Below are 14,586 nucleotides of genomic sequence, written 5' to 3'. Positions count from 1 at the left end.
AATCCAATACATTTGGACAGAATTACCAGAATTGGCTTAATTTTAGATAAAATTTGAACAATGTTTAATTCCAGACGCTTTATTACCGTAAAAGTAGTTGCCGGGTATGTGATAGTGGCCATATTAGCAGGAATCGCTGTTTGGTATATCTACAATCAGGTAATAGCCTATTCTGAAATTGCACAATCAAATACCGAAAATAACCAACAGCTCATCCTTTTAAGTGAGGTTACGACGGACCTAAACGAATCTGAAAACACCAGCCGGAGGCTTATTCAAACAGGGAGTGAAGAAGACCTGGAGCTTTATAACGCCCAGATAGACAGCATAAAGTTAAAACTGGAAGAGCTGGAAGCCAGTTATGATGATATAGACCTTGAATATGAAGCCGATAGCATTTCCACACTTTTAGATCAAAAAACGGAAAACCTCAAGGAGCTTGTAGCGTTAAGGGATAGCGACAGGAATACGAACTATTATGCGAAAGCCCTTGCGGAGCTGCGGAATATAGATGCTTCGTTCAAAGATTATAACTACGAAAATCGCTTCAGAAACCTTAAATCATACCAGAAAGACGTTCTTATAAAATGGCTGGAATACTCCCGGGAAGATAATGCTGAACGCATTACTACCGAACGCCTGGATTCCTTGGTGAAATCGGTGAAACGGGTACTAACAGACCTGGAATTCGCCAACAGGCAGTTTCAGAATGAGGTAATACAGAAAGAGAACGAGCTGCTAAATAACGATATGGTATTGAATCAGCAGTTACGAAATGTACTATCCAGCCTTGAGAAGAAGGAAAGGGAAGATTCAGTAGCCCGGGCAGAACTATTTCAGAGCATGCTGGATAAAACTTCCAATATCATCATTATAGGCGGCTGTATCATCGCGATAATCATCATTTTTTTCATCATCAATATAATAGGCGATATCACCCGCAGCCAGCGGTACAGGATGGAACTGGAAGATGCCAAGGAGTTTGCCGAATCCCTTCTGGCTCGCCGGGAACAGTTTATGGCTGCGATCACACATGACCTGCGGAGCCCGCTTACCACGGTTATGGGTTATACCGATCTTATCAATAAGACCAAACTGGACGAGAAACAGCAACATTACCTTACACAGATAAGAAAATCTTCAGAATTCATCTTAAGACTGGTGAACGACCTTCTGGACCTTTCCAAGCTGGAGGCCGGAAAAATGCTGGTTGAAAAAATATCCTTCAACCCTCGAAAACTGATTGAAGACACTGTAAGTAATATCATCCCGGCAGAGAAGAATAAGGATATTGTCATTGAAATAAGTACCTCTGCAGAAACCAATGCGCAGATCCAAAGCGATCCTTTCAGGATCAAACAGATACTTGCCAACCTTATTTCCAATGCATGGAAATTTACCGAGGAAGGCAGTATAGTAATTTCTGCGGAACTCAAGAAAGCTCAAAAAGCCGGTCATATCCTAAAAATTAGTGTCAAGGATTCGGGTATCGGAATTTCCAAGGAAATGCAGGAAAGTATCTTCGAAGAATTTTCTCAGGAAAACAGCAGTATAGAAAAACGATTTGGCGGTTCTGGTCTGGGTCTTGCAATAACTAAAAGACTAACAGAACTTTTAAAAGGTAAGATAAAAGTGGAAAGCGAACCGGGCGAAGGAAGTGAATTCATCATTTCCATTCCCGTGAGAAAGCTCTCTGAGGCAAGAGAAGAGCCTGAGAAGGAAGATAACATCGAAGAAGAAATCATCATGCCTGAGCAAATTGAAAAAGCAGGGATGAAAGCCCTGATAGTAGATGATGAACCGGGACAATTATCCCTAACGGTAGAGCTGGCCAGATCTATGGGATTAAGCATTAGTACTGCTCCCAATGGCAAGATCGCCCTGGAAAAGCTGTCTTCGGAAAATTACGATATCGTATTGACCGATATCCAGATGCCGGTTATGGATGGTTTTGAACTTATTAAGAATATCCGTGAGAACGAAGATTTTGGACATCTGCCGGTTATCGCACTCTCCGGACGCACTGATGTAAATACCGAAACCTACAGAAAAGCGGGCTTTGACACCAACCTTTTAAAGCCCTATAAACCTGCCGAATTAAAGAAAAATATTGCGGATTTTCTTCACATAAATTATAAAAGTGAGGCTAAAGAGGACAGTTTGCTGAACGGGAAATTGAGATCGGAAAATTATGATCTTAGTGAGATCTACGAATTTTCCGGCCGTGATGAAGAAGCCATGAATACCATTATCCAGGCATTTTTAGAGGGAGCCGGTAGTAGCTTCTCTGAGCTAAAAACAGCTTACAACGAAAATGATAGTGATAAGATGGGTAAACTAGCTCATAGAATGCTCCCAATGCTTAGGCAGATGAAAGCTAAGGAAGTGGTTACAGTACTTGTAAAAATTGAGGACCGGGAGCCTGTGACTCAGAAAGAATTTGATGAATTTGAGAAAAATATCAATCAGATAATGTCCAGCCTGGAGGCTGGCACTACAGTTTAATCCCGTATTGTTTCAGCTTATTATAAAGGGTTTTCCTGTCAATGGAAAGCATTCGTGCCGCTTTGCTTTTATTTCCTCCTGTTTTTTCCAATGCATCCAGTATTAGCTGTTCTTCATTCTTGTTCTTAAACAGGCCATAATCGCTCTCATTATTGCTATGGGTAGCCGTCGCAATCTCGTGAGGAAGAACTTTGAGAGGGATCAATTCATCCCTCGTAAGCAACACGGCCCGTTTTACCATATTCTTCAGCTCTCTCAGGTTACCAGGCCAGTTGTAATTACGAAACGCATGAATGGCCTCATCGGTAAAGCCTACTACATTCTTTTCCAGGTCGGCATTAGCTTCATTGAGGAACTGGTTGGCAAATAACATAAGGTCCTCTTTCCTTTCCCTCAAAGCCGGAACCTTAATTGAAAATTCATTCAATCTGTGATAAAGGTCCTCCCTGAATTCACCATCCTTAACGGCTTGTGAAAGATCTTCGTTGGTAGCTGTTACCACTCTAATGTCAACTTCCACTTCGGTATTGCTGCCCACAGGTTTTATCCTTCGTTCCTGAAGGGCTCTTAGAAGCTGTACCTGAAGTTCGTAGGTAAGATTCCCTATTTCGTCAAGAAACAAGGTTCCACCGTTAGCAGCTTCAAAATGACCAGTTTTATCGTTGATGGCTCCAGTAAATGAGCCTTTGATATGGCCAAAAAATTCACTGGATGCTATTTCCTTTGGAATAGCGCCACAATCTACGGCAATGAAAGGAGCATTATGTCTTTTGCTTTGCAGATGTATGCTTTTAGCGATCTGCTCCTTACCCGTTCCGCTTTCTCCGGTAATGAGTACCGACATATTGGTGGGCGCTACCAGTTCAACATAATCGTTAAGCCTTCTTGATGCCTCGCTAACCCCTTTTACAAGATCCTGATTTTCGTTAAGGATGCCTTTCTGTTTTTTGGCGGGTTTGGCCTTTTTGGTTGTCACCGGAGCCACCTCATTGGTTTCCAGTGCATTTTCTATGGTCTGAAGTATGGATTCCGGCCTGAAAGGTTTGGATACATAATCAAAGGCTCCCTCCTTCATGGCCTGCACGGCCATGCTTATTTCGGCATAGCTCGTCATGACGATTACCTGTGTCGCAGGATTCTTCGATTTTACATCCTTAAGGATATCGTGCCCGTCATTATCCGGTAAACGAACATCTGTAAGGACAAGATCAAATTTTTCTTTGGATATTTTATCAAAGGCATCGGTCGCCGAATATACTAATGATACTTTATAATCCCTTTTTTCCAGAAAGGTTTTCAACATAGTACCAAAAGCCACGTCATCCTCAACTACCAGAACTTTAGACATAGATCAATTTTAAAAATCTTAACAAAGGTAATAATCTTTAAACCATTAGTTTTTAAAAGAAAACATAAAAAAAGAGAGGTTGAAAATAACCTCTCTTTGTTGACAAATTAAATTTATAAAAAATTGTCTGTATGTAATTCCCATTTAGCAGATTTCCGAAACGTCCCTAATTTAAAAACAAGCAAAAAAGTGACGGTTTAGTGTTAGTTTTTGGTCGTTAGTAATCAGGATGCATCCTGAAATTGTCACTTTTTTGCAAGTTTACCGGGGTAGATTAACTTTTTCAGCTTCATTGATCTGCTGCCCAGGAGTTGGTTTCTCCATTACCGGGCGTCTACTTATCACTATCTTTCTTATCCTCTTTTTCAAGCCATTTGCCGTCCTGGTCTATATAGACCTTCTGGGTTTCACCATTTACATCGATCTTAAGTTTATAAACTTTTTGGTCATCTTTAGTCTTTACCCAAGCCTCGGTAGCTGTTGCACCATTATAATCGGTCATAAGAGCATCCTTTACTGCTTGCGGCAAAGCCTCCACATCTACAGAAGCATATTCCTCCTGTTCCACCTCCACCTCAACTTCGGTTTCAATCTCCTCAATTTCTTCTTCTTCCTGAGCCTGCAAATTCTGTGTTGCAAAGAACATAGCTCCAATGGTTAGAATACTTAGTGCGAACTTTTTCATAAGAATTTAAGTTTAATGATTTTGTTTACTATCAATAGAGGAATAATTGTGCCGTTTTCTTCTTATTATCATAAAAAGGTTGATTATCAATATATTACCGTATTGCTGACTGGTTTTTTCACAAAATTTTATGTAGAAGTTTAAAAGATCTTCAACCACATCTGTGGAATTTCAGGCTCATTTTTTATTTTTTTATAAATCCCAGATATTTCCTTAATATCTAAAAAAAGAAAAGGCCCCTGTTGGAGCCTTCTCAATCCGAAAATCTAAATTATAAAACAGAATAAATAAGCTAGTCAGCAATTTATTCCATTCCCAATACTAACCTATCTAAGTCATTGTAAAAATTATACCACTAATAAAATAGCCCTTCCAAATGCTCTTTTTTTCTGATTTACAGTGTTTTAGGCAAAAAGCCTTAAAATCTATAGTGTGGAATCTTCTGGGGAAAACTGTAGAGCCCCTCATAAAAGTGGGGAAATTATACCCGTTTTTTTATTTCAATGGGTCTTTGCGATTTGCCTTGATCTCAGATTTTCTCTTTTTTGCTTTCAGCCTTTTGATCTTTGAAGCTTTAGTAGGTTTTGTTCTTTTTCTCTTCTTTGGTCTTTTTAAGGCCTCTTTGATTTCGGTAAGGAAATTAGCGGTGACAATCTCCTTATTTGCCGGCTGGCTTCTTGAATCCTCACTGCTCATCTTGAGAATTCCGTCTTTATTGATTCTTCCCGAGAGTTTCTTATAGAGTCTTTCCTTCTCTTCATCAGACAGGCCTTGAGAATTGGAAATGTCAAAGCTCAGTTCTACCTTGGTTGCCGTCTTATTAGCATGCTGACCACCAGGCCCCGAGCTTCGCACCGCTTTATACTCAATTTCCTTCAGAATAATATCTTCCTGCATATTAGCCAGGCTGGTGAGATTCTTTCAATAGATCGGAAACAGTTTTCACCGGATTGAAGGTTTCTACGGGAACCTCTACGAAGATGGTATTCCATTTTGCCATACCGCCATTCCAAAGTCCCGGCCGCTCAAGGGCTTTTAAAGGCTTTCCATCTTTGGTTTTATCGGCTATAAAGCTCATTTCTTCGTCTACATATTCATGAAGATCAAAACTTTCACCTTTATGATCCCGTAAACTACATACAATATCAACAGGATTAAAATGTGTGGCTTCTCTTGCGGTCTTTGCCTGGTCAGGATTTTCATTATCTATCTGTGCGCCCTCAATGATCTGAAGTGAGACTGCCCCATTCCTGTCTTTTACCAGAAACGGACCTCCTCCCGGTTCTCCTTCATTTTTCACCATTCCACAAACCCTCAAAGGACGATTAAGTATACTTTTAAGGTAATCTGCAGAAGCATTCGCTTTAGAATTTTCTTTAATGAATAGTTCTTTGGTAAGGAAGCTTTGTATCTCATTTAGCTTATCCTGAGGCACATCTCCCTTATCCAGTATTCTGAGGTATTCAAAAATCGTTTTCTGAATGCTGAAAAGCTTTCCCCCAAGCATTTTCTTAAAGTCAACCACATGCTGAATACGGTCCTGGGTCACCACGTTATCAATATTCTTGATAAACACCACCTCTTCTTCAAGCTGATTGAGATTTTCTATAAGCGCACCGTGACCTCCAGGCCTGAAGAAAAGATCATCCTCTTCGGTACGAAACGGCTTAAAGTCATTATCTACCGCGATCGTATCAGTTTTGGGATCCTGGTAAGAATACTCGATTTCAAACTTCACCCCGGTGTTCTCCTCAAGCCGCTCCCTTATCTCTTTCCATTCTCCCTGGAATTTTTGCTTATCCTCTTTGGAAACAGTGAAGTGAAGCTTTGCAACACCATTTACGGTAATATATTTTGCCGCCTCAACCAGGTGTTCTTCAAAAGCAGTCGCTATATGCGAATCATACTTATGAAAAGGAACCAGCCCTTTAGGTAAATTGCTTAAATAAAGTCCGTCAGACTCCAGAATGGTCTTAACAAGGATTTTATGTTGCTCATCATGGGTGGAAAAATCATATTCGGAATTGTTCTTTTTAGCTTTTTCTACAGCATGCTCATAGAATGGTAGTTTTTCGATATGATCAAAGAAACGTTGAAGGTCCTTATCTTCATTTTCATCCAGATATTCCCGGAGGCTTTGCTTTTCCGGATCGAATTCTGCAGCAAATTTATGTAAGGCCTTAAACATCCTTGTAGCTGCCCCCGATGCCGGAACGAACTTTAATATACTATGATTTTCCTTTTCAGAATCATAAAAACTAATAAGTTCTTTTTTTACGGGTTCATCTAATCTGCTTATCCCATTTCCTATTGTCGCAGCTTCGGTAATATTCACCTTTATATTCCCCCGTTTGAAAATCTCTATTTGTTCTTCTACTTCTTTGATGGAGAGTCCTTTTTCCTCAATTTGTAATATATCCTTCTCACTAAAATTCACGATTATCTCTTTTTAAATAGTTGGTCTATCTTTTTAACGGCACTTTCAAAGCGTTCTTCCCTGTTACCCTTTAGAATAAAATAAGGTCTTTGATTGCGATCCAGCGCATTTTTGAATCTCTGAAACATTCCCTCACGGTCGTGAGGTTTATCCCTTAGATCATCAGGAATCCAGGGAATATCAATATACGTTAAAAAGTATAAATCGTAGTGGTTGTTTAACGCATGTTTAAGAACTTGAGGCTCGCACCAACCCTCATAATAGGCTTCAGAATATACCTTTAATTCAAGGAGATCGGTATCGCAAATCAGAAGATCATCGGCTTCCAAAGCCAGCCGGTTTTCGCTTTCCATTTGCCCCATGGCAATGGGAAGGATATCTTCTGGTTCACAGACCTGTTTCTCCCGGTCCCATTTTTCCTGAAGGTATTCGCGCATAAACTCCTTCACCATTGGAGCATTGAAGTACCGGGCCAGATCCTGGGATAGCGTAGTCTTCCCCGTTGATTCAGGCCCAAAAAGAACAATCTTTATGCAGGACGCAGGTCGTTGCGCAAGTTTCTTTTCCATGCTTTATAACCGTAAATTGCAATGATGGTGAACACCAGATATTGCAGACTGGTAAAGGTAAGCCCTTTATAGAAATATAAAGGGACTGAAATAAGATCCCCAATAATCCAGTAAATCCAGTTCTCGAGTTTTCGCCTGGCCATAAGCCACATACCTACAAAGAAGATGGCCGTGGTAAGGGTATCAATATAGGCGGTCCAGTTATTCCATTTGTCGAAATATTCATACACGGCAAATACAAAAAGCAACGTGGCTATGAATATAAAGAACGATTGATATTTCTCCCGGCTAGTGGTTGAAGTAATAGGGGTATAATGTGTGGGGTCTACTTTTCTCGTCCACACATACCAGCCATAAATACTCATCGAGAAATAATAGGCATTGATCATCATATCTCCCAGCAACTCCCATTGCCATAAAAGGTAAACGAAAATCAGCGTGCTTACTATCCCGGTAGGATAAACCAGAATATTGTTCTGTTTGGAATACCAGACCGAAAGAAATCCAAAGATCACCGCGATGAGCTCGAGTACTATAAATAAAGTTGGATAACCGGAATATTGATCAAAGAAAAAATCAAAAATCGGCTGCATAATCGCTCAGATCAGATTTTACGATTTTCACATGGATGAGCCCCTTTTCTATTGCCTCAAACGTATTTTTTATTTCTTTATTCAACACCCCCATCACCTCATCATAATCTCCATAAACCTGAGTGCTTAAAGGGTTTTCTTTGATTTTGAGACCAGACTCCCGGAGTTTCTTTATAAAATCGATCACCCTGGGTGCAAAATCGTCCTGAAGGGGACTAAGGGTTAGTTCTACTGAGATTTTCATAAAATTCTGTTTTCCCGCCAAAGGTAGCCAAAACTGAATGGAATTGGAATTGATATTTAGAGTACTGTATATTCGATGATGGGATTGTGAAATTAACGGGTATAACCCACTGGGCAGTTTAAAAATAATGGCGAGTTATCCTATTCCATCGAATGAATCCCTATCATATTGCCTTCAGTGTCCTTAACTATCGATACAAAACCATACTCTCCAATAGACATTTTTGATCTTTCTACCTTTCCTCCTGCATCGGCCACCCTGGCTTCTTCAATACTACAGTCTTTACTCGCGAAATAAACAATAGTACTGTTACCTCCGGCAGACATTCCCTCAACTTTCACCAGGGCACCGGAGGCCTGTCCCGGGGTTTCCATATCACCGGGAAATGACCACATTTGAAGTGCTTCTGCTGTGGGATCGGACAATTGTGTGAATTCTACCTCGAATACCTTTTTATAAAAAGCTTTTGCTCGGTCCATATCGTTCACATATATCTCGAACCATACTACGGGATTTACATTCTTCATGACTGATTGATTAGAAAGTTTGACATTCTTAAATTTAATATTCTTTTCTGAATATCAAATGCTTATAAGAAAAAACGATCTGAAAAATAAGTTTAGTGCTGAGCCTGTGGAAGTGCCTCTATAGGTCACTGCGAATGAAGTAAAGCAGCATCTTTCTTCCATATTGAGATTCGCTACGCTCGAGGTGACCAGTAAAAAATTTGAACTGAATTGGATTTCTCACTGCGTTCGAAATGATTTTCAATTCAGTGTTGAAAGTCACCATCTTCAAAGGCGGTTCCTATCACAACGAGATCGGCTCCCGCCTCATAGGCTTTCTGAAGTTGCTGTTTGCTACGGATGCCTCCTCCCACGATAAGAGGTATTTCCAAAGCTGCTTTAACCTCGCTGATAATCTCTACCGAAACCGGCACGTTCGCCCCGCTTCCCGCTTCAAGATAAATAAGTTTTTTTCCGGAATACTGCCCCGCCAGAGCAGTGTTCACTATATTTTCAATATCGGTTTGAGGTAAAGGAATCGTATTGCTCACCCGGTGAACTGCACATTCCTTTCCACCGTCAATAAGAATATAACCGGTCGGGATTATCTCGAGTGCCGTATTCTTGATTTTTTGAACCGAGCGCACCTGCTGTTCTATCAAATATTCGGGATTTCTACCAGAAATAAGACTCAGAAAAAGTAATGCGTCTGCATAAGCTGAGATCTGGTTATGGTCTCCCGGAAACAGGATTACTGGAAGAGGAGAATATTGTTTCAGCACACGTACAACCTCACAGGTACGTCCTTTAACCACCGTGCTTCCGCCTACAAAAATATGTGTGGTCCCTTCAGGCAAGTTTCCCAGTACTTCTCCCGCTTCTTCTACATTAAATTTATCAGGATCTACAAGAACGGCAAGAAGTTTTTGCTTCCCGGCAATCGATCTGATAATCCCTGAAAAACATTCTCCGGTCCTGGTGATCATGAATTTCTATTATTGCTCGAAGGCAGGGCATAAACGCAAGTAAAATTCTCAAATTCCAGAAACTCTATATCAAACCAGGCATCAATTCCATTATATCTAACGTGAGTGGTTGTTTTCAGATCATCAAAATCGAAATCGGTTACATTGATATGCTGAAGAAATCCAATCCCGGGCTGGGCCAGGAGTTTATAGACCGATTCTTTCGCCCCCCATACGATGGTTAGTTTTCTAATAAGAGCATCTTCATTAGCCAGAGTATGATACTCATCCAGGGGAGTGAACTTATTCGCGATCTTCAGGATCTTTTCACGTTGCTTTTCAATATCTATCCCAACATGATCCTCACTAACGATTATTGCAGTAAAATTGAAGGAATGGGTAATAGAAATATATTTATTATCCGCAAGATGCGGTTTCCCCTGATCATCATAGTAAAGGTCCTCATCCACATAGCCTGCCTCTGCCATAAGATGACGAATGCTCATGAATCCTCGGCGATGGATCTCCGATTTCATTCCATCAACCCTTCTCTGGCAATGCGGGGTAAGACGTATTCCTTCGGCAAGTTCCTCGTAAGGTTCTTCTACCTTCCAAATGAAGACTTTAGTGCGTTCATCAACTGTTATTGTTTTATAAAGAGGCATATTTTTTCTAAGCTTTTCCTTATTTTTGCACAAAATTGCTAATATTCAAATATAATAATATGTCTACTAAAACAGTACCGTATACCGCCTATAAAGTAAAAGATATTGAGCTTGCCGAGTATGGTCGTCGGGAGATTGAGCTTGCTGAAGCTGAGATGCCGGGCTTGATGGCCCTGCGTGAGGAGTACGGAAAGCAGAAACCTTTGAAAGGCGCCAGGATTGCGGGATGTTTACATATGACGATTCAAACTGCGGTTTTAATCGAAACACTTGTAGAACTAGGAGCTGAAGTTACCTGGAGTTCATGTAATATCTTTTCTACCCAGGATCATGCCGCTGCCGCGATCGCTGCTGCAGGAATTCCGGTTTACGCCTGGAAAGGAATGACCGAAGAGGAATTTAACTGGTGTATAGAGCAAACGCTTTTCTTTGGAGAGGAGCGTAAACCATTGAACATGATCCTTGATGATGGAGGAGACCTTACCAATATGGTGCTTGACGAATACCCTGAGCTTGCTGAAGGGATCAAAGGACTTTCAGAAGAAACCACTACCGGAGTTCACAGACTTTATGAGCGCATGAAAAAAGGAACCCTTCCTATGCCTGCGATCAATGTGAACGATTCCGTTACCAAGTCTAAATTTGACAATAAATATGGATGTCGTGAGAGCGCGGTAGATGCGATTCGTCGCGCTACCGATGTGATGCTTGCCGGAAAAAGAGTGGTTGTTTGTGGTTATGGTGATGTAGGTAAGGGTACGGCCCAGTCTTTCAGAGGAGCGGGTTCTATTGTTACCGTTACTGAAATCGATCCTATCTGTGCCCTTCAGGCTGCGATGGACGGTTTTGAAGTAAAGAAACTGGAAACGGTTCTTCCAAAAGCCGATATCGTGATCACCACTACCGGAAATAAGGATATCGTAAGAGGTGAGCATTTTGAGGTGATGAAAGACAAGACCATTGTTGCCAACATTGGCCACTTTGATAATGAGATCGCTGTTGCCTGGCTGAACGAAAAGCATGGTGATACTAAGGTTGAGATCAAACCTCAGGTTGACAAGTACACTATAAATGGTAAAGACATCATCCTACTCGCTGAAGGACGTCTTGTTAACCTTGGATGTGCTACAGGTCACCCAAGTTTTGTGATGAGTAACTCATTCACCAACCAGACTTTAGCGCAAATGGAACTTTGGAATAATACAGATAAATATAAGAATGAGGTTTATATGCTTCCGAAGCATCTTGATGAAAAAGTTGCTAAACTTCACCTGGAAAGAATTGGTGTGGAGCTTACCGAGCTTAGACCAGACCAGGCCGAGTATATTGGCGTGGAAGTGAAAGGACCATTCAAGCCTGAATATTACAGATACTAAAAACCAGATCCTGGTTTTAGATATTAGAAAATCCGCATGCTGAATCAGTATGCGGATTTTTTTTGATATTTACCCGGCATATTGAGAAGACATTTTGCCCTTCCGGCGCCAGATATAATGATACACTACTTATTAGTCTCCTCCAATTGCAAGCCCCGCATATTAACATATTCTCAACATATAGATTAAATTAGTCTTAATTTTTCATTGTTTTAACTAATTATAAGTAATTTAGGTATGTAAATTAAAAATGACCGACCTATGAAATTTTTAAAATTAGTACCGTTGTTTGCACTGATATTCTTTATTGGATGTGATAATCCTAATAAAGAAGAAGCAGATGATATGGAAGAGATGGAATTTCGCGATCCATCTGAAACAAACAAAGAATGGATGGATGCCTGGAACGCCAATGATCCTGATAAGCTCCAGAGCCTTACCGCCAGTAACGCTGTGCTTTATATGGACGGACAGGCTTACGCATCAGACAGTGTTGCCTCCTGGTATCAGAACAGCGCTCCTATGATGAGAGATCTCAACACCTCTCCCGAGCTCACCTATTCCAGTGATAGTATAGCCTATGAAGTAGGAACATACCGGCATATGATAAAGGAAGACAGTCTTAACACACCTCATGAAGGGACCTACACGGTGATCTGGGAACGTGCTGAAGATGACTGGAAGATAAGATTTATGAATATTACTGAAAAAAGTGCAGATACGACTTCTGTAGAAAATGAAGAATAGAGGAACAGGCCTCTGAAAAAGAAAAAACCCTTTCTGGAAAACAGGAAGGGTTTTTTGATGGAAGGTTTTCAAAAGCCTTCTTAGTTGAGCGACAACTGGAAGTTTTTCATCATTTTATAAATGCACTTAAAAACAAATTTTCGTTTAGGTTTAAAAGACTTTTTTTCGAAACGAAATTTGATGAATTTACCTCCAGGCTCTTCCCTGGTAAATCGGTAATTGATCCCATCCAGAACAAAACGGGTTCGTTCAGAAAAGACGAAATCGGAAACGTATTTCTTTACCAGTCTGCGTTTTCCTGATGAGCCTTTCATTTTTTATCGATGTTAGTTAGAGGTATTAAGATACGAAAAATTTGGTTTAGGAAAATTCCCTTATGTAACACAAATGGTTTTCAGAAATATCACCCGAAATAATATAATTACCCAGCCATGTTATAAATACTTATTAGGGCAATGCTATCTACAAGACCATGGACAAGAATCAATGGCCAGATACGGCGCCCGTTAATTATATAGGCGAAACCAAATATTATCCCGATAATCGTGGTAGTAATTATTCCGCTTATTCCCTGGTAAGCATGAATTCCTCCAAAAACCACAGCACTCAGTACCACTGCCGTATATGCCGACCACTTACCCGGCCCGAATAGAATTTCCAGAGAATTTATGAAGAAGGCCCTGAATACAAGTTCTTCAAGGAATGCCGCAGTGATCCATACTGCAATGAGCGCAAAAATTAATTGTGGAAGATTCTGTTTTAATACATATAAATGAGAAATGTTTATGTCTCCCCAGACTTCTTTCACCCATGGATCTATAATAGCAGAATAAATAAGAACAGATACGAAGCATCCCAGGCCAACCAGAACCGGCTGCCACCAGTTAGCAGGTTTTGCCAGTCCCAGGTCGCTCCACGACCAGTTGAATATCTTCTTATTGAAATATACAACCGCGCCCATAAGAATGGCATTAAGCCAGTACAACCAATTACCGGGACTGCTTCTATCCAGCAATTCTCCACGGTAAAATGTATGAGAAATATAATGAAGGGTAAAATATGCAGCAAGAAGAAAAAGAACAGACATCCCTATCACATTCTTCTGATCCGGGGAATATTTTTGCAATCGCGCTGGAAGCTTTTCCTGCATTATTTCGCTTACTTTGTCTTTAAATTTAAGATAATTCTAAATTTGTAAAAAGAATGAGGCGTGAAATTTTAGCTAACCTCCTCGAATTCATTTTATCAATACCAGCCAGGCGAAATCCTTATATTTACACAAAAAAGAAATGTCTTTGAAAAAGCTATTAAAAGAGAAGGGATATAAGCGAATAGAATTAAAGTTCACCAAGACGAATCACCTGGAAGTAATCGCGAAGATCAACGATATTGAAGGAAACTTTATACTGGATACGGGCGCTTCAAGCACCTGTGTAGGCCTGGATGCCGTGGAACATTTTGAACTATTACCTGAAGACAGCGACATCAAAGCCGCTGGTGCCGGAGCTACCAATATGCTTACCCAGATCTCCCTGAAGAACCGGGTGGAGATCAAAGGATGGAAAAAGAAAAAAGTAGACCTGGTACTCTTTGATCTTAAACATGTGAACCAGGCCCTTATAAACCATAAGGCAGAAAAAGTGCACGGTATCATCGGTGCCGATATCCTCAAAAAAGGAAAAGCTGTTATAGACTACAAGAACAAAGCTCTCTACCTTAAATAAAAATAAGGGGAAATTTCCCCTTTGACCCGTCTCTTATTTATTGATAGCTTTGAATGGTTACAATAAATCATACGTCATCAAAAGTAAACTCCTATCTCAATTCTTCTTTTTAATCCTGGCCATTTTGGTGGTAGGAGTTTTAGCTTTAAATGTCGTTCGTTTGTTAGTTTTGTTTTAATTTTTGTTAGAAATAAAAAAGTCCCGATCCCGGGACTTTTTTAT

16 protein-coding genes are annotated in these 14,586 nt (G+C 40.4%); 4 read left to right on the top strand and 12 right to left on the bottom strand.

Annotated features, from left to right (window positions below):
* Window positions 1–60: 60 nt before the first annotated feature.
* Window positions 61–2,505, top strand: coding sequence for an ATP-binding protein (locus tag EZJ28_RS09365; protein WP_131397189.1), 2,445 nt, complete (start codon window positions 61–63; stop codon window positions 2,503–2,505).
* On the opposite strand, the gene EZJ28_RS09360 is transcribed toward EZJ28_RS09365, so the two are convergent.
* The 10 genes from EZJ28_RS09360 to EZJ28_RS09315 all read right to left on the bottom strand — a co-directional run bounded on the left by EZJ28_RS09360 (window position 2,495) and on the right by EZJ28_RS09315 (window position 10,517).
* Window positions 2,495–3,853: a sigma-54 dependent transcriptional regulator gene (locus EZJ28_RS09360; RefSeq protein ID WP_131397187.1), complete on the bottom strand. Its 1,359-nt coding sequence runs from the start codon at window positions 3,851–3,853 to the stop codon at window positions 2,495–2,497. The genes EZJ28_RS09365 and EZJ28_RS09360 overlap by 11 nt on opposite strands.
* A gap of 334 nt (window positions 3,854–4,187) precedes the next feature.
* Complete coding sequence (locus tag EZJ28_RS09355; protein ID WP_131397185.1) at window positions 4,188–4,538, bottom strand: hypothetical protein; 351 nt, start codon at window positions 4,536–4,538, stop codon at window positions 4,188–4,190.
* Window positions 4,539–5,033: 495 nt separating this feature from the next.
* The gene (gene arfB / locus EZJ28_RS09350; RefSeq protein WP_131397183.1) at window positions 5,034–5,435 is read right to left on the bottom strand and encodes an alternative ribosome rescue aminoacyl-tRNA hydrolase ArfB; all 402 of its coding nucleotides are present in this window, start codon (window positions 5,433–5,435) and stop codon (window positions 5,034–5,036) included.
* A 1-nt stretch (window position 5,436) separates the two neighbouring features.
* A complete protein-coding gene (locus EZJ28_RS09345; RefSeq protein ID WP_131397181.1) occupies window positions 5,437–6,975 on the bottom strand; it encodes a DUF4301 family protein in 1,539 nt (512 codons plus the stop codon).
* A gap of 2 nt (window positions 6,976–6,977) precedes the next feature.
* Window positions 6,978–7,544, bottom strand: coding sequence for an AAA family ATPase (locus EZJ28_RS09340; protein ID WP_131397180.1), 567 nt, complete (start codon window positions 7,542–7,544; stop codon window positions 6,978–6,980).
* Window positions 7,505–8,137, bottom strand: a complete 633-nt coding sequence (pnuC, locus tag EZJ28_RS09335; protein WP_131397178.1) for a nicotinamide riboside transporter PnuC — start codon at window positions 8,135–8,137, stop codon at window positions 7,505–7,507. The genes EZJ28_RS09340 and pnuC overlap by 40 nt, the downstream gene beginning before the upstream one ends.
* Window positions 8,121–8,381, bottom strand: coding sequence for a thiamine-binding protein (locus EZJ28_RS09330; protein ID WP_131397176.1), 261 nt, complete (start codon window positions 8,379–8,381; stop codon window positions 8,121–8,123). The genes pnuC and EZJ28_RS09330 overlap by 17 nt, the downstream gene beginning before the upstream one ends.
* A 140-nt stretch (window positions 8,382–8,521) precedes the next feature.
* Window positions 8,522–8,908 carry a VOC family protein gene (locus EZJ28_RS09325; RefSeq protein WP_131397174.1) on the bottom strand — a complete coding sequence of 129 codons (387 nt, stop codon included), beginning with the start codon at window positions 8,906–8,908 and terminating at the stop codon, window positions 8,522–8,524.
* Window positions 8,909–9,153: 245 nt separating this feature from the next.
* Window positions 9,154–9,873, bottom strand: coding sequence for a geranylgeranylglyceryl/heptaprenylglyceryl phosphate synthase (locus EZJ28_RS09320; RefSeq protein ID WP_131397172.1), 720 nt, complete (start codon window positions 9,871–9,873; stop codon window positions 9,154–9,156).
* Window positions 9,870–10,517 (bottom strand): 4'-phosphopantetheinyl transferase superfamily protein, encoded by a 648-nt coding sequence (locus tag EZJ28_RS09315; protein ID WP_131397170.1) that lies wholly within the window; start codon window positions 10,515–10,517, stop codon window positions 9,870–9,872. Before EZJ28_RS09315 ends, EZJ28_RS09320 begins: the two co-directional genes overlap by 4 nt.
* 59 nt (window positions 10,518–10,576) lie before the next feature.
* Between EZJ28_RS09315 and ahcY the strand changes: the two genes are divergently transcribed.
* Entirely contained in the window at window positions 10,577–11,893 is a 1,317-nt protein-coding gene (gene ahcY / locus EZJ28_RS09310) for an adenosylhomocysteinase (protein WP_131397168.1), read from the top strand.
* A 261-nt stretch (window positions 11,894–12,154) separates the two neighbouring features.
* A complete protein-coding gene (locus EZJ28_RS09305) occupies window positions 12,155–12,640 on the top strand; it encodes a nuclear transport factor 2 family protein (protein ID WP_131397166.1) in 486 nt (161 codons plus the stop codon).
* An 80-nt stretch (window positions 12,641–12,720) separates the two neighbouring features.
* Here the strand turns inward: EZJ28_RS09305 and EZJ28_RS09300 are convergent, their stop codons facing one another.
* Both EZJ28_RS09300 and EZJ28_RS09295 read right to left on the bottom strand, forming a co-directional pair.
* Window positions 12,721–12,954, bottom strand: coding sequence for a hypothetical protein (locus EZJ28_RS09300; RefSeq protein ID WP_131397164.1), 234 nt, complete (start codon window positions 12,952–12,954; stop codon window positions 12,721–12,723).
* A gap of 107 nt (window positions 12,955–13,061) precedes the next feature.
* Window positions 13,062–13,790, bottom strand: coding sequence for a CPBP family intramembrane glutamic endopeptidase (locus EZJ28_RS09295; RefSeq protein ID WP_131397162.1), 729 nt, complete (start codon window positions 13,788–13,790; stop codon window positions 13,062–13,064).
* Between the two features lie 139 nt (window positions 13,791–13,929).
* Here EZJ28_RS09295 and EZJ28_RS09290 point away from each other — a divergent pair, with 139 nt between their 5' ends.
* Window positions 13,930–14,364 (top strand): retropepsin-like aspartic protease, encoded by a 435-nt coding sequence (locus EZJ28_RS09290; protein ID WP_131397160.1) that lies wholly within the window; start codon window positions 13,930–13,932, stop codon window positions 14,362–14,364.
* Window positions 14,365–14,586 lie beyond the last annotated feature (222 nt).

It is taken from the genome of Gramella sp. KN1008 (assembly GCF_004332155.1).
GTDB lineage: Bacteria > Bacteroidota > Bacteroidia > Flavobacteriales > Flavobacteriaceae > Christiangramia.
Note: the sequence above shows the minus strand (reverse complement) of the source record. Positions and strands in the feature narration are given on the sequence as shown.